This window comes from Deinococcus budaensis (genome assembly GCF_014201885.1).
In the GTDB taxonomy this organism is placed as follows: domain Bacteria; phylum Deinococcota; class Deinococci; order Deinococcales; family Deinococcaceae; genus Deinococcus; species Deinococcus budaensis.
This window is the reverse complement of record NZ_JACHFN010000009.1, coordinates 122,501-138,504: the sequence shown is the minus strand read 5'-3', so window position 1 is coordinate 138,504 and position 16,004 is coordinate 122,501. Positions and strand designations below refer to the sequence as shown.

18 protein-coding genes are annotated in these 16,004 nt (G+C 72.6%); 7 read left to right on the top strand and 11 right to left on the bottom strand.

The annotated features are described in order from the left end of the window. Positions 1 to 24 precede the first annotated feature (24 nt). A complete protein-coding gene (locus HNQ09_RS12855; RefSeq protein ID WP_246363338.1) occupies positions 25 to 1,266 on the top strand; it encodes a hypothetical protein in 1,242 nt (413 codons plus the stop codon). A gap of 12 nt (positions 1,267 to 1,278) precedes the next feature. Here HNQ09_RS12855 and HNQ09_RS12850 read toward each other — a convergent pair whose 3' ends face one another. The 5 genes from HNQ09_RS12850 to HNQ09_RS12830 all read right to left on the bottom strand — a co-directional run bounded on the left by HNQ09_RS12850 (position 1,279) and on the right by HNQ09_RS12830 (position 6,595). Continuing rightward, positions 1,279 to 1,716: an acyl-CoA thioesterase gene (locus tag HNQ09_RS12850; RefSeq protein WP_343057797.1), complete on the bottom strand. Its 438-nt coding sequence runs from the start codon at positions 1,714 to 1,716 to the stop codon at positions 1,279 to 1,281. Continuing rightward, a complete protein-coding gene (rbfA, locus tag HNQ09_RS12845; RefSeq protein ID WP_184029920.1) occupies positions 1,713 to 2,000 on the bottom strand; it encodes a 30S ribosome-binding factor RbfA in 288 nt (95 codons plus the stop codon). The genes HNQ09_RS12850 and rbfA overlap by 4 nt, the downstream gene beginning before the upstream one ends. 99 nt (positions 2,001 to 2,099) lie before the next feature. Beyond that, positions 2,100 to 3,464 carry a LysM peptidoglycan-binding domain-containing protein gene (locus tag HNQ09_RS12840; protein WP_343057796.1) on the bottom strand — a complete coding sequence of 455 codons (1,365 nt, stop codon included), beginning with the start codon at positions 3,462 to 3,464 and terminating at the stop codon, positions 2,100 to 2,102. 147 nt (positions 3,465 to 3,611) lie between these two features. After that, the gene (locus HNQ09_RS12835) at positions 3,612 to 4,526 is read right to left on the bottom strand and encodes an ABC transporter permease (protein ID WP_184029917.1); all 915 of its coding nucleotides are present in this window, start codon (positions 4,524 to 4,526) and stop codon (positions 3,612 to 3,614) included. Positions 4,527 to 4,609: 83 nt separating this feature from the next. Next, positions 4,610 to 6,595 (bottom strand): ABC transporter permease subunit, encoded by a 1,986-nt coding sequence (locus HNQ09_RS12830; protein WP_184029915.1) that lies wholly within the window; start codon positions 6,593 to 6,595, stop codon positions 4,610 to 4,612. A 200-nt stretch (positions 6,596 to 6,795) separates the two neighbouring features. Here HNQ09_RS12830 and ndk point away from each other — a divergent pair, with 200 nt between their 5' ends. After that, positions 6,796 to 7,212 carry a nucleoside-diphosphate kinase gene (gene ndk, locus HNQ09_RS12825; RefSeq protein WP_184029912.1) on the top strand — a complete coding sequence of 139 codons (417 nt, stop codon included), beginning with the start codon at positions 6,796 to 6,798 and terminating at the stop codon, positions 7,210 to 7,212. Positions 7,213 to 7,288: 76 nt separating this feature from the next. On the opposite strand, the gene HNQ09_RS12820 is transcribed toward ndk, so the two are convergent. Continuing rightward, positions 7,289 to 7,744: a hypothetical protein gene (locus HNQ09_RS12820; RefSeq protein ID WP_184029910.1), complete on the bottom strand. Its 456-nt coding sequence runs from the start codon at positions 7,742 to 7,744 to the stop codon at positions 7,289 to 7,291. Between the two features lie 24 nt (positions 7,745 to 7,768). Between HNQ09_RS12820 and HNQ09_RS12815 the strand changes: the two genes are divergently transcribed. The 5 genes from HNQ09_RS12815 to HNQ09_RS12795 all read left to right on the top strand — a co-directional run bounded on the left by HNQ09_RS12815 (position 7,769) and on the right by HNQ09_RS12795 (position 11,675). After that, positions 7,769 to 8,092, top strand: a complete 324-nt coding sequence (locus tag HNQ09_RS12815) for a hypothetical protein (RefSeq protein WP_343057794.1) — start codon at positions 7,769 to 7,771, stop codon at positions 8,090 to 8,092. 134 nt (positions 8,093 to 8,226) lie between these two features. Beyond that, the gene (locus HNQ09_RS12810) at positions 8,227 to 8,991 is read left to right on the top strand and encodes a nitroreductase family protein (protein ID WP_184029999.1); all 765 of its coding nucleotides are present in this window, start codon (positions 8,227 to 8,229) and stop codon (positions 8,989 to 8,991) included. Between the two features lie 195 nt (positions 8,992 to 9,186). After that, positions 9,187 to 9,363, top strand: a complete 177-nt coding sequence (locus HNQ09_RS12805; protein ID WP_184029908.1) for a hypothetical protein — start codon at positions 9,187 to 9,189, stop codon at positions 9,361 to 9,363. A gap of 152 nt (positions 9,364 to 9,515) precedes the next feature. Continuing rightward, on the top strand, positions 9,516 to 10,418 hold the full coding sequence (locus HNQ09_RS12800; RefSeq protein WP_184029905.1) for an aldo/keto reductase: 903 nt from the start codon (positions 9,516 to 9,518) through the stop codon (positions 10,416 to 10,418). 195 nt (positions 10,419 to 10,613) lie between these two features. Beyond that, positions 10,614 to 11,675 (top strand): type III polyketide synthase, encoded by a 1,062-nt coding sequence (locus HNQ09_RS12795; RefSeq protein ID WP_184029903.1) that lies wholly within the window; start codon positions 10,614 to 10,616, stop codon positions 11,673 to 11,675. A 21-nt stretch (positions 11,676 to 11,696) separates the two neighbouring features. Here HNQ09_RS12795 and HNQ09_RS12790 read toward each other — a convergent pair whose 3' ends face one another. The 5 genes from HNQ09_RS12790 to HNQ09_RS12770 form a co-directional block, all read right to left on the bottom strand. Then, positions 11,697 to 12,023, bottom strand: coding sequence for a hypothetical protein (locus HNQ09_RS12790; protein ID WP_184029900.1), 327 nt, complete (start codon positions 12,021 to 12,023; stop codon positions 11,697 to 11,699). A 17-nt stretch (positions 12,024 to 12,040) separates the two neighbouring features. Next, complete coding sequence (locus HNQ09_RS12785; RefSeq protein ID WP_184029898.1) at positions 12,041 to 12,244, bottom strand: hypothetical protein; 204 nt, start codon at positions 12,242 to 12,244, stop codon at positions 12,041 to 12,043. 139 nt (positions 12,245 to 12,383) lie between these two features. After that, positions 12,384 to 12,872: a heme-binding domain-containing protein gene (locus HNQ09_RS12780; protein WP_184029895.1), complete on the bottom strand. Its 489-nt coding sequence runs from the start codon at positions 12,870 to 12,872 to the stop codon at positions 12,384 to 12,386. A gap of 67 nt (positions 12,873 to 12,939) precedes the next feature. Beyond that, positions 12,940 to 14,865, bottom strand: coding sequence for a heavy metal translocating P-type ATPase (locus HNQ09_RS12775; protein WP_184029893.1), 1,926 nt, complete (start codon positions 14,863 to 14,865; stop codon positions 12,940 to 12,942). A gap of 113 nt (positions 14,866 to 14,978) precedes the next feature. Further along, positions 14,979 to 15,833: a CoA transferase gene (locus HNQ09_RS12770; protein ID WP_184029890.1), complete on the bottom strand. Its 855-nt coding sequence runs from the start codon at positions 15,831 to 15,833 to the stop codon at positions 14,979 to 14,981. Between the last annotated feature and the right edge of the window lie 171 nt (positions 15,834 to 16,004).

The following is a 16,004-nucleotide window of genomic DNA, read 5'->3' as shown; positions in this document are numbered from 1 at the left end:
CGCCGCCCGCCAGCAAGGAGAACCATGCGCCGAATGCACACCGCCGCGCCGCGCGGACCCCGGGACAGAGCGGGCGCCGTTGCCGGACATTCCCTCCGCGCAGGGCTGCTCGCCGCGTTGCTGGCGGCCTCGCTTGCCCGTTCCCTCGGCGCGGGGGCCGCCCCCCTGCCCGCGCCCTCCGGTCCCGCGCGGCCCGTGCGCGAACTCCAGCTCGCGGCGGCCCCCGACGGCGCGCTGGTGCTGGCGGTCCTGGCCGACGCGGACACCTTCAGCAGCGGACGCGGCACCTTCGTGGCCCGGCAGCTGAACGTCTGGCGCCGCAGCGGCGGAGGCTGGCAGGCGCTGGGCGGCGCGCTCAACTATGACCACCCGCGCCCGCTCTCCAGCCTCAACCTGGCCCTCGACGAGCGCGGCACGCCCGTGCTGGCCTGGAACGAGAACTACGGCGACAACGACATCGTGGTCTTTCGGGCCTGGCAGGAGAAGGCGGGCGCCTGGACCGACTGGCGCGCGCGTTACCTGGGCGACGACCTGCCCTACGCGGCCCGGACCCGGGCGCTGGCGGCGCGCGGCGGCGAACCGGTCCTGGCCTGGGGCGAGACGCTGCGGACCCCCTACGGCAGCCGCCTGACGGTGCGGACCTGGGACCCTGGGGCAAAGGTCTGGACGCGCGGCCCGGCCTTCAACGACCCCGCCGCCTTTTCCCGGACCCCGGCCCTGGCGCTGGACGCCTCGGGGCGGCCCACCGTCGCGTGGTTGCAGGGGGACGTGCTCGCCAGCAACGTCTACGCCCGGCGCTGGACCGGCAGCGGCTGGGCGGCGTTGGGCGGATCCCTCAACCGCCAGCCGGGCCGTTACGTCGCCTCGACCCGGCTGGCGCTGGACGCCTCCGGGCGCCCGGTGGTGGCCTGGCTGGAGGACGCGGGCGGCGAGGACGCCCTCTTCGTCTCGCGCTGGACGGGTGGGGCCTGGGCGGCGCTGGGTGGGCGGCTGGGGTCGGGGTCCGCCTCGGCCCCGGCGCTGGCCCTGGACCGGGGCGGGCGCGCGCTGGTCGCCTGGGTCGAGGAACGCGGCGGCGTGGGCCGGGTGCGGCTGGCCCGCTGGGTGGGGTCGGCCTGGCAGGATCTCGGCGGGGTCAACCGGGACGCCCGGCGCGACGCCCGGTCACCCGCGCTGGCGGTGGACGCCTCGGGGGCCGCCGTGCTGGCGTGGCGCGAGGACGTGGGCGGCGTGTACCGGGTGCAGCTGCGGCAGTTCGCGCCCTGAGAGGGGCGTGGCTCAGCCCCCCAGCAGCGCCACCACGTCACCTGGCAACCGGGCCGGGCGGTACTGGCGGTCGGTGGCGATGTGGCGGGTCTCGCCGGTCGCCAGCAGCTCGTCGCCGCGCAGCAGGGCGTAGCTGAAGGTCACGGTGCGTGACCGCAGCGCGCTCACCCGCGTCAGCAGCGTGAGGGCATCGTCGTAGCGGGCGGCGCGGCGGTACTCCACGTTCAGGCCCGAGAGCATCAGGAAGTAGCCGCGCGCCTCGACCTCGCTGTAGGGCAGGCCCAGTTCGCGCATCAGGTCGCTGCGGCCCACCTCGAACCACACCGGGTAGTTCGCGTGGTGGGCCACCCCCATCGCGTCGGTCTCGGCGTAGCGGACCCGCAGGTCGCTGCGGCTCTCGCGCCCGCCCGCGTGCGGCGCCTCCTGCCCGGTCGCCGCCCGTCCGGTCACAGCCGGGCCTCGTCCGCCGCGTAGAACTCCAGCGTGGGCGTGCGGCGCAGCTTGACCTGTGCGGCCACCTCGCGCTGAAGGTGCCCGCGCGCGCGGGAGAGGGCTTCGAGCAACTCGCTCATGTCGCTCCCGATCGCGCTGACGTACACCCGCGCCAGCCCGTAGTCGGAGGTGACCGCCACCCGCTCGACGGTCACGATCAAAGGCACCCGGGGGTCGCGCAGTTCCGAGATCGCCGCCGACAGCACCCGCGCGAGCTGCGCCTGCACCTGCTCGGGCTTCACGGCTTCACCGTCGGGAGGTCAGCGGTCAGGGAGGCGGTCAGAGCGTGGGTCATCCCCGCATGGTACGGGAACCCGGCGGGTCCACCGGCCCGCGCGTCCTCAGCGCGCGTAGCGCCGTCCCCGGTAGTCGGTGAACACGCCGATCCCGTAGGCCACGCTGCGCACGCTATCGAGCACCGCCTGCCCGTTCCAGGCCAGGCCCGCGCTGCTGCCCCCGTCGAGCAGCAGGGCGTCGCGCACACCCAGCCGCGCCATCACCTTGCCCATCTCGGTGGTGGTCAGCCGGGCGTGGGTGGTCACGAACACCAGGTCGCGGTTGCTCCTGAGGCCCACCGCGCTGCGGGCCGCGCGGCCAAACAGCGCCGGGTCGCGAAAGGCGCTGGCGTACTGCCGCACCACGCCGCCCCCGCGCAGGATGCGCGGCCCGGTGGCGATCACGGTTTCCATGCCGCGCCAGCTGGTGCCCAGCGGGCGACCCAGCAGCGGGGTCGTGCTCGCCGCGATGGTCGCGCGGTTGTCGGGCGTGATCGCCAGCGCGGCGGGAATGCGGCCCCAGGTCAGCAGGCGGCCCTGCATCACCAGGTCGCCCGCCGGGGCGTAGGAGCGCGGATGAAAGTAGCTGCCGTTCACGACCGCCCGCGCGCCGCTGGTCCGCGCCAACGTGCTGACCCGCGCGCCGCTGCCCAGGCCGGGGCGGGGCAACACGGGCGCCACCAGCACGTCCCGCCAGCGCAGGTCCACGTTCAGCACCTGCACGGGCACGTTCAGCGGGGTCAGGCGCTTGACGCTGAGGGGCCGGTTCACGGGCCGGGGCGGAACCGGCACCGGGATGCGCCGGGGCACCAGCACCCGCTGCCCCGCGTACAGGCGGCGGCCCGCGCGGCTCAGGCCGTTGAGCTTGGCGAGGTGGTCGGCGGTGGTGCGGTAGGTGCGGGCCAGCGACGCCAGCGTGTCGCGCGGCCCGGCCTGCACGTACCCGTGGATGAGCCGCACCTCGGTGGTCGGGCGGGGCGGCGCGGCCCTGTTTGCCTGCACGCTGCCGCGCGCGGGCACCCGCAGCCGCTGGCCGGACCGGATCAGGCTGCCCGTGATGCCGTTGGCGGTCCGCAGCGCCGCCACGCTGACCCCCGCCCGTCCCGCGATGGCGCCCAGCGTGTCGCCGGGGCGCACGGTGTAGACGGCGGGGGCGGCAGCCTTGGCGGTCGCTTTGTTCACGCTGGCCGCCGCTGCCCGCAGCCGCAGCACCTGTCCGGGGCGGATCAGGTTGCCTTTCAACCCGTTGAGGGCGCGCAACTGCGAGACGCTCACCCTGTGGCGGTGGGCCAGCCCGGAGAGGGTATCCCCCGCACGCACCTGAACGGTGGCGGGGGCCGGGGCGGCGAGGGCGGGGCCGGAGGAGAGGGAAAAGGCAGACAGCAAGGACAGGAGGGCCACGCGGCGAAACATCGCCGCCCAGAGGAGCACGCGCGCTTCCGGGGCGGGTGAACTGAAGCTGACGCGGAGGTTTAGGGCACTGGCGGGGGGCCGTCAGGCCCAGACCAGACAGCAGGCAGGGCAGACCCGCAGCGGCCTGCCCTTTCCGAATCCTGGCGGAGGTTCCGGCGCGCCCGATTATCCGTCGAGCGGTTTGCCCAGCGCCCTCGGCGCGGCGCTGCGCCCGGTAAAGATCAGCGCGATGATGGTGATCAGGTACGGCAGCGCGGCCACCAGCGTGGGGGGCAGCAGGTCGGTGCCGCCCAGCGTGATCGAGAGCGCCTGCAAGAAGCCGAACAGCACGGTGGCGCCCAGCACGCCCAGCGGCTTCCACTGCCCGAAGATCAGCGCCGCCAGCGAGATGAAGCCCAGGCCCGCGCTGATGTTGCGCACGTAGGAATCCAGGTTGCCGATGCTCAGGAACACGCCCGCCGTGCCCGCCAGCACGCCCGAGAGAATCACGCCGCTGTAGCGCATCCGCCGCACGTTGACGCCCATGCTCGCCGCCGCGCCGGGGTGCTCGCCGGTCGCGCGCAGCCGCAGGCCGTAGGGGGTGCGGTACAGCACGTACCAGGTCACCAGCACCGTCAGCAGCGCGAAAAACACCGGCGGGCTGAAGCGCAGCTCGCCCACACCCCACAGCGGCAGCGCGTTTTGCACCTTGGGACTCTCGGTGGAGCTGCCGTACAGGGCGGTCAGGATCACAGCCGGGACCCCGGCGGAGAGCAGATTGATCGCCGTGCCCGAGATCACCTGATCGGCGCGGTACTTGATGGAGACCACCGCGTGAATCCAGGCGATCAGCCCGCCCACGACGGCGCCTGCCAGCCAGCCCAGCCAGGGCGCGAGTGCCCCCAGGCTGGGTTCCAGCGTCAGTGTCGCCACCGCGCCCGCCAGCGCCCCGAAGATGATCAGGCCGTCCAGCGCGATGTTCACCACGCCGCTGCGCTCGGAAAACAGGCCGCCCAGGCCAGTCAGCAGCAGCGGCACCACGCTGCGGATAAAGGTCGCCAGAAAGGCGGTCGTGAGCAGTTGCGCAAAAAGACCTTCCATTTACAACACCTCGGCGTGCAGCGGGGGAGCAGGGGGAAAGGACAGGGCGGCGGGGCCGGGCGCGGTGCGGGAAGAGGCGGACACTACTGGCCTCCTCCGCGCGTCACGTCTTTGTTGGTTTCGCTGGACAGGGTCACGGTCGGGGTGGGCGTGGCGCGTTCGTGCGCGGCGACCGAGGGGCTGAGGCCCGCCACGGCGGGCGGCGTGTTGCCCCCGCCCTCCGCCTTCACGAGCTGGGGAGGCGGCGGATCGGTCACCCGGCGGTTCAGAAAGCCGCCCGCCGCGATAAACAGCACGATCAGGGCCTTGAGGACCGTCACCAGGTCGCGGTTCACGTTGGCGAGCCGCTGCACGCCGACGCTGCCGGTGTCGATGGTCCCGAACAGCAGGCTGGCCGCGACCACGCCGCCGGGGGTGCTCTGGCCCATCAGCGCGACCGCGATCCCGTCGAAGCCCACGTTGACCGGCATGTTGCCCTTGAGGCGGTACTCGTCGAGCGCCCCGCCGTTCACGTAGTGGGTTCCGGCCAGCCCCGCGAACATGCCCGCCAGCGTCATCGCCAGGATGGTGCCGCGCGCCACGCTGATCCCGCCGTACTCGGCGGCGCGTGGCGATAAGCCCACCGCCCGCAGCGCGTAGCCGGTCGCCGTGCGCCACATCAGGACGCCGAACAGGGCCACGCAGGCCAGCGCGATCAGGAAAGAGGCGTTGAGCTGGCTGCCGATCACCTGCGCCGGAATCCCGATGCGCCAGGTCAGCACGCCTGCCAGCAGCGCCGCGCCCAGCGCGATCAATCCGCCGCGCGGGGTGCGCCGCAGCGCGAGGCGGGCGGCGGCGTAGGCGATCAGGGCCACCAGCGGCGCGACCGTCAGCGCCAGCGCCCCGTTCTGTCCCACGTTGAACAGGTCGAGCAGCGTGGGCAGCCGCGCGGGCACTTGCAGTTCCTCGCTGGCCGGTTCGAAGCCCTCGGCCTTGAGGGGCAGCGAGTACTCGCGCCCCAGGAAGGTAAAGGTGTTCGACCCGATCAGGAAGATGAACAGCGCCGAGGCGATGTAGTTGAGCATGATGGTGTTGATGACTTCGGAAGACCCGAAGCGGGCCTTGAGCAGCCCCGGAATCGCGCCCCACAGCGCCCCGCCCGCTCCTGCGGCAATCACCGAGAGCGGCAACAGCGCCCATCCCAGGCTGGAAGGGCCGTACACGCCGACCAGCATCGCCATGATCGCCCCCACCGTGAGCTGCCCCGGCGCCCCGATGTTAAAGAGGCCCGTGCGGAAGGCAAAGGCCACCGACAGGCCCGTGAAGATCAGCGGCGTGGCGAGCTTGAGGCTGTCCAGAAAGGGGTTGAGGGCCGTGACCGGCGCGAACAGCGTGGAGTACACGAAGTAGACCAGGTCGCTCTTGGCGAGCCAGCCCCGCCACAGCCCCAGCGGCGCGCCCGAGTTGTTCACCGCAGGCTGCACGATCAACACGACCACCGCGCCCACCAGCACCGCCAGAGCGATGGCGACGGCGGGGACCAGCAACCCGCGCAGGCGGTTGAGGCGCTCCCACCACGCCGCCCGGCCGCTCAGCCCCGCGCCCGCCGTGATCAGCCCGGCCAGGATGGGCAAAAAGAGGCCCAGATTCATGCCTCCCCCAGTGTAAAAGCTGCGCAGCTGCCGCCGCAGACCGGGGCGCAGCGTGGTGTCGGCGGCGATGCGGGCCGTTTCGGCCCCCAGGCCCTGTCCCAGCACCAGCACGGCGGCCACCCCGCACAGACAGGCCAGCAGCCCGGTCAGCCAGAACCAGGTTGCCCGGCGCAGCGCGCCCACCACGCTGGCGACCGTGAGGGCGAGGGTGGCCCAGCCCAGCGCCAGGACCGTGCCGGTGGGCGGCAGCGGCGCTTCCTGGTTGCCGCTGAAATTCAGGACCGCGCCGCTGAGGTGCAGCAGCACGGCGTCGGCGTCGAAGCCGCGTCCCAGGGTCGCCAGGGGAAACAGCAGCAGCCCGGCTGCTGCGGCGGCGCTGGCCGTCAGGGCCACCTTGGCCGCTGTGGGCGAGGGGCGAGAGTCAGAAACGTGCGTCACCCGGCCATTGTAAGGCGGCGTGAAGGGGAGCCACATGAACGCCTCAGCCTGCCCTGTCGGCCGCCCTGCCCGGTCCTGCGGCGCAAAAGCGGGGCCGCCCTGGAAGGAGGAAAAGCAGAAAAGCGCGGGGGGGGGGCAAGACCGGCCCGCGCCCCAGGCGGGCCTCCCCCGGCCCGCGATGCTCTATGCTCGCGGGCGCTATGGAACGCACCTTTGCCATGATCAAGCCCGACGGGGTCCGCCGGGGCCTGACGCCCGAGATTCTCGCCCGCATCCAGCGCAAGGGCTACCGCGTGGTCGGCCTCAAGCAGATGGTCATCTCCCGCGAGGTCGCCGAGACCCACTACGGCGAGCACCGCGAGCGGCCCTTTTTCGGGGAGCTGGTCGAGTTCATCACCGGCGGCCCGGTCGTCGCCATCGCCCTGGAAGGAAATGACGCCATTACCGGCTGGCGCGCGATGATGGGTGCGACCAACCCCGCCAATGCCGCTCCCGGCTCCATCCGCGCCGACTTCGCCACGACCACCGGCGAGAACGTGACCCACGGCAGCGACTCGCCGGAAAGCGCCGAGCGCGAACTGGGGCTGTTTTTCGCGGAAGGCGAACTGCTGAAGTAAGCGGGGGCCAGCACACAGCAGCCTTCCCGGCACAAAGAAGCCCCGGCTCCAGCTGGGGCTTCTTTCTGGCCGAACGCTAGCGGAACGCGGGCAGCAGCGCCGCTTCCTCCTGGGCCGCGTAGCCGCGCGTCAGCAGCCTCAGGCCGCCGGGCGTCTTCAGGATCAGCACGTCGGTCAGGCGGCCCCCGCCGGGGCGCAGGCCCTCGCCCGCCGGGGTCCGGACGGGCCGGGCGCCCTCGCCTGCCAGGCTCTCGGCGGTGAAGTCGGGGCCTGTGACCTGCATCGCCCAGTTCAGGGGCCGGGCGGTGCTGTCGTAGCGCACCGTGACGCGGCGGGCGGGCAGCGGCGGGCGGCTTTCCCACACGACCTCGCGCAGGCCCCCGCCCACCCGGTCGCGGCGGTCGGCCTGCGCGTCGAGGCTGCCGTTGGCGGTAAACAGCACCCGGCCCGTCAGGTCGGCCTCCTCGCGGGGGCCGCAGCCGCCCAGCAGCAGGGCGCAGAGCAGGGCGGCGGGCAGCAGGGCACGTGTCATTCCGCCCAGCCTACCCGTGCCAGCATGGGCGAGATGGCCCCGCACCACCTCGCCCTGCTGCTCACCGCCCTGCTGCTGCTCGCGCTGCTGGGGGTCGGCCTGGGCGCGCAGTCGCGGCGCCTGCGGCTGGCCCGCGCCCTGCACCACGGCCTTTTTTTCGCGGTGTGCGCGGGGGTGGTGGCGTCGGCCGGGCTGGCGTACCGCGCCGGGGCGTGGGCCGGGGCGCTGCTTCCGGCGCTGGGCCTGCTGCTGAGCATGCCGCTCACCCGCCCGGGCCGCGCGGACCACTGGCGGCGGGCGCTGGCCTCGGCGGGGCTGTTCGCGCTGGGCGCCTGGGCGGCGTGGTAGGGCGTTTCGTCCGCAGCGGCCGCGCTAGCCTGTCTCTCATGACCCACCCGCCTGCCCCCCGGTCCAGCACCGACCTGCCCGGGGCCGCCGACCGGCGCCCGGCCGAGCTGCCCGACGTTCGGCTGATCGAAGGGATGCTTGCCCGCCGCACCACCAACGGTCCCTTCCGGCCCGGCCCGGTGCGCCGCGAGCACCAGCACCTGTTGATGCGGGTGGCGCAGGCCGCCCCCAGCCACTTCAACAGCCAGCCGTGGCGCTTCGTGCTGATCGAAGACCCCCGCACCATCGAGACGGTCGCGGAGATCTCGGGCCAGAGCATGACCGAGCTGATCGAGGCGGGCGTCTTTTTCGAGCGCTACCGCCGCTACTTCCGCTTCACGGAAGCCGAGATGGAGCAGCGGCGCGACGGCATCCACATTGACCACCTGCCTGGCCCGCTGCGGCCCTTTACCCGCCAGATCTTTTCCGACGCCGGACTGCGGCTCATGCGCCAGCTGGGTGTCCCGAAAAAACTGGGGGAGGACAACCGCAAGCTGGTGGCCGGAAGCCCGCTGCTGCTGGCCGCGCTGCTGGACAAGTCCGAGTACCGCCCCGGCGAACTCAGCGGGTTTTATTCCGTCTTCGGGCTGGGGGCCGCCGTCGAGAACATCTGGAACGCGGTGGGCGCGCTGGGGATGGGCATCCAGTTCGTCTCCACGCCGATGGAGATTCCCCGGCAGTGGCGCCGCCTTCAGGAGCTGCTGCATGTCCCGGACGACCTGGAACTGATGGCCGTCTACCGCCTGGGCTACCTGCCGGAAGAGGGCAAGCGGCCCTCCATCGACTGGAGCAGCCGCCACCGCAAGAGCCTGGCGCAGTTCGTGAGCCGCGAAACCTGCGGGGTGCCGGAGCAGGAGTGAGGCGGAGCGTCAGTCTGGCAACCCGGCCCTGCTTTATCCGGAGATAAAGATACGCGCCCCTTCTCGCTCGCCACACTCGCCGCCGCGCTCCTCAGTCTGTTCACGATCCTCCGCTTGCCCTCTGCACTCGCCTTCTGCGGGTTCGTTCTCTTCGCTGTGCTGGCCTGGTCGGGTCTCAGGGCAACGTCCAGACCTTTGACCTTAAGAGGGTTCGCCGCTTTTCTCGGCTTTCTGGCGCTGTCGGCCATCCTGGGCGGCTCTTACGCCGACGAGAAGGGCGTGGGTGGAACGATCCTGCCCGAACTCATCGTGGGTGGGGTCGGGGCTTGTGCGCTGATCCTTGAAGTCTGGAAAGGCTCGGCCCAACGGTAGCCGAGCGGCGAGGTTCAGGCCGCCGGAACCAGCCAGGTCGGGCGAACTGTTCTGCCGAAGCACCTTTTCTGACCGACCCTTCAGAAAGCGTGACGCTCTCCCCATGCCCCGCGCATCTGCGGCGCTCAGAATGCCGCATCGGAGGAGCAGACATGAGCGAGACCACCCATGTGAACGCGGCGCACAGCGGAACTTTCCAGATCGGCGGGGACCTCAGCGTCAACCGCCTGGGCTTCGGCGCGATGCGCGTGACCGGAGAAGGCATCTGGGGTGACCCCGCCGACCGCGAGGGCGCGCTGGCGACCCTGCGCCGCCTGCCCGAGCTGGGCGTCAACCTGATCGACACCGCCGACTCCTACGGCCCGGCGGTCAGCGAGGAGCTGATCCGGGAGGCCCTGCATCCCTACGACTCGGTGGTGATCGCCACCAAGGCGGGCCTGACCCGCACCGGTCCCGACGTGTGGGTGCCCTGCGGCCGCCCCGAGTACCTGATTCAGCAGGCGCACCTCTCGCGCCGCCGCCTGGGCGTGGACCGCATCGACCTGTGGCAGCTGCACCGCATCGACCCCCAGGTGCCGCGAGACGAGCAGTTCGGCGCGGTGCGCGACCTGATGGAGCAGGGCGTGATCCGCCACGCGGGCCTCAGCGAGGTGGGGGTCGAGGAGATCGAGGCCGCCCGCCGGGTCTTTCCGGTGGCGACCGTGCAAAACCTCTACAACCTCGTTCACCGCAAGTCCGAGGAGGTGCTGGAGTACTGCGAGCGCGAGGGCATCGGCTTTCTGCCGTGGTACCCGCTGGCGGCGGGCAGCCTCGCGCAGCCGGGCGGCGTGCTGGCCGAGGTCGCCGCGCGCACCCGGGCCATGCCCTCGCAGGTGGCGCTGGCCTGGGTGCTCAGGCGCAGCCCGGTGATGCTGCCCATCCCCGGCACCGGCAAGGTCAAGCACCTGGAGGAAAACGTCGCCGCCGCCGGGGTCCAGCTCTCGGACGACGATTTCCGCGCCCTCGACGGGGTGGGCCGCCAGGAGTGGGAGCGCCAGCAGGCCGCCCGGCGCTAGGTTCGCCCGCAGGCCGCCGGGCCGGTCTGACCAGGGGGAAAGGGGGGCGAGGCGGCCCCCCTCCCCCCTGGCGCCTCCGCACGGGTTTCCCTGCCGCGCCCTTCCCTGCGCGTGGCGGCCTCAACCGTGAAGAAGGCGTCAGGTAGACCGTGGGACCCGGCACGGTGCGCCGGGAGGCAGGGGAGAGAATGCCGCATGTCTGCCGCTCCCACTGTGCGCTCGCTGGTCACCGGGCACCCCCCCCACCGCGCCTCCCAGACGGAGCTGCGCAAGGCGGCCCGCACGCTGTTTCCGCGCATGGCGGCCCGGCCCCACATGCTCGACGTGTTCGACAACGCGCGGATTCAGACGCGGGCGCTGGCCCGGCCGCTGGCGTGGTACTTGCAGCCGCGCGGCTTCGGCGAAAAGAACGCGGTCTTCGTGGAAGAAGCCCGCGCGCTGACCCTGCGGCTGGCGCGGGAAGCGCTGGAGCGGGCGAACGTGGCCCCGGCCGAGGTGGACGCCGTGGTCGTGGTGAACACCAGCGGCCTGAGCACCCCCAGCCTCGACGCCTACCTGATCGGGGCGCTGGGCCTCAATCCCCACGCGGCGCGGTTGCCGGTGTGGGGTCTGGGGTGCGCGGGCGGCGCGTCGGGCCTGGCGCGGGCCGCCGATCTGGTCCGGGCGGGGCGGCGGCGGGTGCTGTACGTGGCGGTCGAGCTGTGCAGCGTGACGCTGGTCAAGGGGGACGAGTCCAAGAGCAACTTCGTGGGCACCGCCCTGTTTGCCGACGGCGGCGCGGCGCTGGTCGTCACCGCCCCCGACGTGCCCGGCCCCGCGCCCTTGCTTTCGCTGCACGGGGGCTACTCCACCCTGATCGAGGATTCCGAGGACATCATGGGCTGGGACGTGGTGGACGACGGGCTGAAGGTGCGCTTTTCCCGCGACATCCCCACCCTGGTCCACTCGATGATGCAGGGCAACGTCGATCAGGCCCTCGCCACCCGGGGCTGGACCCGCGAGGACGTGGCGACCTTCGTGGTTCACCCCGGCGGGGTCAAGGTGCTCGCCGCCTACGAGGACGCGCTGGAGCTGCCGCCCGGCGCGCTCGATGCCAGCCGCCGGGTGCTGTGCGCGAACGGCAACATGAGCAGCGTGACCGTGCTGTTCGTGCTGGAAGAGACCCTCAAGGCCAGGCCTGCGGGCAAGGGGCTGCTGAGCGCGATGGGACCGGGCTTCAGCGCCGAACACGTCCTGATCGAGTTTCCGGGAGGCTGAGGCGGCCCGGCCGCGCTCCCTCTAGGTGTGGTCCTCGGGGTCCACCTTCTTGGCCGGGTCGGTGGTCGCGCCGCTCGCAGGCAACCCGTCCCGTAGGGCGCCGTAGCTGGTGGGGTTGTGCGGGTGGCCGCCGATCAGGCTGGGCGCGTGGGCGTTTGCGGTCCCAGTGACCGGAGCCGCGTCGCCCGCGTGGGCGTTCTCGTCGCTGACCTGGTGCCAGTAGCGCTGCTGCTCGTCTGCGGCCGGGGTCTTCTCGCCCCCCGTGTCCCAGTTGGGGTTGGTCTGCACCTGCTCCTGGGGCACGTTGTCCTGGGGGCCGGTGCCGCTCTTGGGGTCGCCTGCGCTCATGGGGCCTCCTCGCGCCCTCAGCGGCGCTGGTGTTGCGGCTGAATGGCGTCGTGCTCGCCAGTCACGTCTTTGGGGGTCTCTGCCACCTGCTGGCCCTTCTCCTGCATCCCGGGCCGCTGCACGCCCTGAATGCCGCTGAGGTCGTCGGTGTCCTTGGCACCGCCCTGCGGGCTGCGCTCGGCAGTGCTCTCAGTGGGGGGGCGGGGGTGATCGTCACTCATGGGTGGGCCTCCCTCGGGGTGAAGTGCAAAACCAGCGTACCCCCTCGGGGCCCCGCCGGGGATGAGGCGCGGGGACTGGCCTCATCCAGACTCTGACCCTTTCCCCCCCTCTGCGGATGACCTCCGGGAGCCAGGCGTCTCAGTCCTTGCTGCCCCCGCGTTCGCCCCCCTCCCCGCCTCTCTCGGAGCCGAAGGTGGCGGCCAGGCCGCGAATCAGCATGTCGCGTTCGGGGGCGCTCAGCCGCGCTTCCGGGTGCAGGGGCAGGTAGGTGGGTTCAGGCATCTCGCCCTGTTCCACCTGCTCGGCGGCCTCCTCCGCCTCTCGTCCGAAGCCTGGTTCCGAGGCATTGAACTGTGCGCGTCCCTCGTCCACATGGCGCTGCACCAACCACGAGACGGGCGCGACGTTGCTGTACCAGGGCCACTGGGTCGCGTTGCTGTGGCAGTCGGCGCACGCGCGGGCAAACAGCTCGCGGGTCTGGGCCGAGTCCCAGTTCGGCGTGGCCCGCACTGGCGGATTGCTGTGCGCCCGGCCATAGGGCACGAGCTGAAGCACCACGAAGGCGGCGAGCAGCCAGGCCAGCAGACGCAGCGGCGAGAAACGGCGGGGATGAGTCAGACGGGGCATGGGGACCTCCCCGGTGGGGTAGGAAGAGTGAAAGGATGCTCGGACGAATGCGGGCGGCCAGGCTCAGCTACACCCGGCGGCGCAGCAGCCGCAGCCCCATGAACACCACGAAGACCGTGCCGCCCTCGTGCGCCAGCACGCCCAGCGGCAACGGCACCTGCCCGGCCACCGCCAGCGGCGCGACGATCAGGATCACCCCGAACGCGAACGTCAGGTTCAGCCGCACGGTGCGCCGCGCCTCACGCGCCAGCCGCACCGCGCCCGCCAGCTTGCCCAGGTCGTTTTGCATCAGGACCACGTCGGCACTCTCGATCGCCACGTCGGTGCCCGAGGCGACCGCCACCCCCAGGTCGGCGCGGGCCAGGGCGGGCGCGTCGTTGACCCCGTCGCCCACCATCGCCACGGGCGCGGGCAGTTCACCGATCAGGCGCAGCTTGTCTTCCGGCAGCAGCTCGGCGCGGAACTCGGTCAGGCCGACCTCGCGCGCCACCGTCTGCGCGACCTCCTGGCGGTCGCCGGTCAGCATGACGCGGTGCTCGACCCCGCTGGCCTCCAGCCGGGTCAGCGCCTCCCCGATCCCGGGGCGCAGCGCGTCGGCCACGCCCAGGACGCCCAACACGCGCGTTCCCCGGCCCACGATCACGCTGGAACTGCCCGCCCGGTTCAGCCCGGCCAGCGCCGCCTCCTGCGCGGGGGTCAGGGCGGCCCCCTCCCGCCCAGCCAGGCGCAGGTTGCCTGCCCAGGCCCGCTCGCCCTCCGGCAGCCGCGCCCCGATGCCGTGGCCGGGAATCGCCTGCGCGTCCGCCACCGCCAGCGGTTCGATGCCGCGCTCGCGGGCCGCCGTCACGACCGCCCGGGCGATGGGGTGCTCGCTGTGCGCCTCCAGCCCGGCCGCCAGGGCCAGGGCCGCGCGCTCGTCGTCGGCGACGAGGTGGGTCAGGGTCATCCTGGCCTGGGTCAGCGTGCCGGTCTTGTCAAAGGCGATGGTCCTCACGCCCGCCAGCGCGTCCAGCGCCGCGCTGCTCTTGAACAGCACGCCCGAGCGCGCGGCGGCGGCCATCGCGCTGAGCATCACGGCGGGGGTCGAGATCACCACCGCGCAGGGGCTGGCAACCACCATGAACGAGATCGCGCGGTACCACGCCGCATCGGTCGGCAGGCCGAAGCCGGAGTGCAGCAGGGCGAACACGGCGGGCACTCCCAGCAGCACCGCCGTGGCGTAGGGACTCTCCCAGCGTTCGCTGAGGCTCTCGGCGCGGCTCTTTTGCGTCTGCGCCTGCTCCATCAGGGCGACCAGCCGCGCCAGGGTGCTCTCGCCCGCAGGCCGCAGCACCTCGGCCTCCACGCTGCCGTTCAGGTTCACGGTGCCCGAGGCGAGCGCGGCGCCGGGCGCTTTGTCCACCGGCACGCTCTCGCCGGTGATGGGCGACTCGTCCACGCTGGTCTGCCCGCGCACCACCCGCGCGTCGGCGGCGATGCGCTCGCCGGGCCGCACGACCAGCAGGTCGCCCACCCGGATCTCGCCCAGCTCGCACCAGCGTTCGACGCCGTCCCGGCGCACGGTCGCGCCCTCGGGGTTGAGGTTCATCAGCGCCGCTATCGCGCCCTTGGTGCGGCCCATCGCCCAGTCCTGCAAGGTGTTCGAGAGGCTGAACAGCAGCAGCAAGATCGCCCCGTCGGCCCACTGCCCGATGCTCGCCGCCGCCAGCGCGGCCAGCACCATCAGGAGGTCCACGTCGAGTTTGCGCTCGTGCCAGAGGGTCCGCAGCGCCTCCCGCGCCGAGGGAATTCCCCCCGCCAGATACGCCAGTCCAAAGCCCACCGCCGTCAGGGGTGCCCAATCCAGCAGATACTCGCCCAGCAGTCCCAACACCAGCCCCAGCAGGGTCAGCGCGGTCAGCAAGATCGCCCGGCGCAGGCCCGGGTCAGGTCGGAAACGCGGCGAGGCCGAAGCCTGCGGCTGCGGGCGGGGCGAAGCGAGCGGGACAGTCATGGCACCTCCAGACGGGCGAAAGGGAACCTCTTAACGAGAATGATTCTCAATAAGAGAATTGTACACCTCCACCGCCCGCCACTCAACGCCGCATTCCGAGCGGAACACTGCGCTTAGTCGTCTCCGGCTGCTCCGCGCCCGGCAGCCCCCTCCCCTGCGACCTCGCACAGCGGCAGATCGTGTTCCCGCGCCTGCCGCAGCCAGTGGGCGGTGGGCCGCGCCCGCACGGTCGCCTGCGGGTCGGGGCTGGTAAGTGCCCGCCAGCGCGCGGCGAAGTGGTCCTCCAGCGCCGCGACCGCGACGGTCCCGTCGGCGGTGGCGTACAGCTGGTAGCGGTCCTGCGCGCCCGAGAGCGGCCCGCCGGGGGCGGTCAGCCCGTGCCGCAGCGGCCCGGCGGCCCAGCGCGCGGCGTCGCCCAGGCCGACCCGCCGTTCGCGCTCCGTGCCGCCGCGCTCGCGCCCCAGCAGCAGCGCCAGTGCGGCGGCGTGCGCCTCGCGGCCGCCCAACAGATCGGCCAGCAGCGTGCGCGGCATGGCGGGCCGCGCGGGGTCGAGCAGTCCGGCCTCCGCCTGGTAGGTCAGGTCGTGGCCGGGCACTTCCGGCTCGCGCGTGTCGCCCACGATCAGCACGCGGCACAGCCGGGGGTAGCGTGCCGCGAGCGCCGCGCCGCCCACTCCCAGCCGGGCCAGCGCCGCCGGGCGGCTGCTCGTCAGCAGCAGGTCCGCTCCCGCCAGGTGCGTGTGCAGCGCCGCCTGCCCCGGCGGCGTCTTCAGGTCGAGCGTGGTGACCTCCACCCCCTGCGTCAGCTCCGCGTACCACTCCGGCGCCAGCGCCTGGAAGGGGTCCCCTCCCGGCGGCTCGACCTTCACGACCCGCGCGCCACCCTCCCGCAGCGCGGCGGCGGCCAGCGGCCCCGGCAGATTGAGCGCGAGACTGAGCACCGTCAGACCATGCAGGGGACCGGACATGCCCCCCATCCTCGCCCAGAAGGGGAGGGCGGGAGCCGCAGAACAGCAAAAGAAGGCGTCGCGTTTCTGCCCCGCTCCTCTGTGGCCCCACAAGGCCCCCGCGAGAGGAAGGGGACAACGGCGCTCCAGCTTGAGCCTCCTCGACAGCAGGCCCAGCGAACGCCGCCCAGG

Coding starts and splice junctions, on each gene's coding strand:
- HNQ09_RS12835 (WP_184029917.1), bottom strand. CDS start 4,526: ATGGAAGGTCTTTTTGCGCAACTGCTCACGACCGCCTTTCTGGCGACC.
- HNQ09_RS12810 (WP_184029999.1), top strand. CDS start 8,227: ATGCTTGCCCGCCGCACCACCAACGGTCCCTTCCGGCCCGGCCCGGTG.
- HNQ09_RS12780 (WP_184029895.1), bottom strand. CDS start 12,872: ATGCCCCGTCTGACTCATCCCCGCCGTTTCTCGCCGCTGCGTCTGCTG.
- HNQ09_RS12820 (WP_184029910.1), bottom strand. CDS start 7,744: ATGACACGTGCCCTGCTGCCCGCCGCCCTGCTCTGCGCCCTGCTGCTG.
- HNQ09_RS12800 (WP_184029905.1), top strand. CDS start 9,516: ATGAGCGAGACCACCCATGTGAACGCGGCGCACAGCGGAACTTTCCAG.
- HNQ09_RS12795 (WP_184029903.1), top strand. CDS start 10,614: ATGTCTGCCGCTCCCACTGTGCGCTCGCTGGTCACCGGGCACCCCCCC.
- HNQ09_RS12815 (WP_343057794.1), top strand. CDS start 7,769: ATGGGCGAGATGGCCCCGCACCACCTCGCCCTGCTGCTCACCGCCCTG.
- HNQ09_RS12855 (WP_246363338.1), top strand. CDS start 25: ATGCGCCGAATGCACACCGCCGCGCCGCGCGGACCCCGGGACAGAGCG.
- HNQ09_RS12785 (WP_184029898.1), bottom strand. CDS start 12,244: ATGAGTGACGATCACCCCCGCCCCCCCACTGAGAGCACTGCCGAGCGC.
- HNQ09_RS12790 (WP_184029900.1), bottom strand. CDS start 12,023: ATGAGCGCAGGCGACCCCAAGAGCGGCACCGGCCCCCAGGACAACGTG.
- HNQ09_RS12775 (WP_184029893.1), bottom strand. CDS start 14,865: ATGACTGTCCCGCTCGCTTCGCCCCGCCCGCAGCCGCAGGCTTCGGCC.
- ndk (WP_184029912.1), top strand. CDS start 6,796: ATGGAACGCACCTTTGCCATGATCAAGCCCGACGGGGTCCGCCGGGGC.
- HNQ09_RS12770 (WP_184029890.1), bottom strand. CDS start 15,833: ATGTCCGGTCCCCTGCATGGTCTGACGGTGCTCAGTCTCGCGCTCAAT.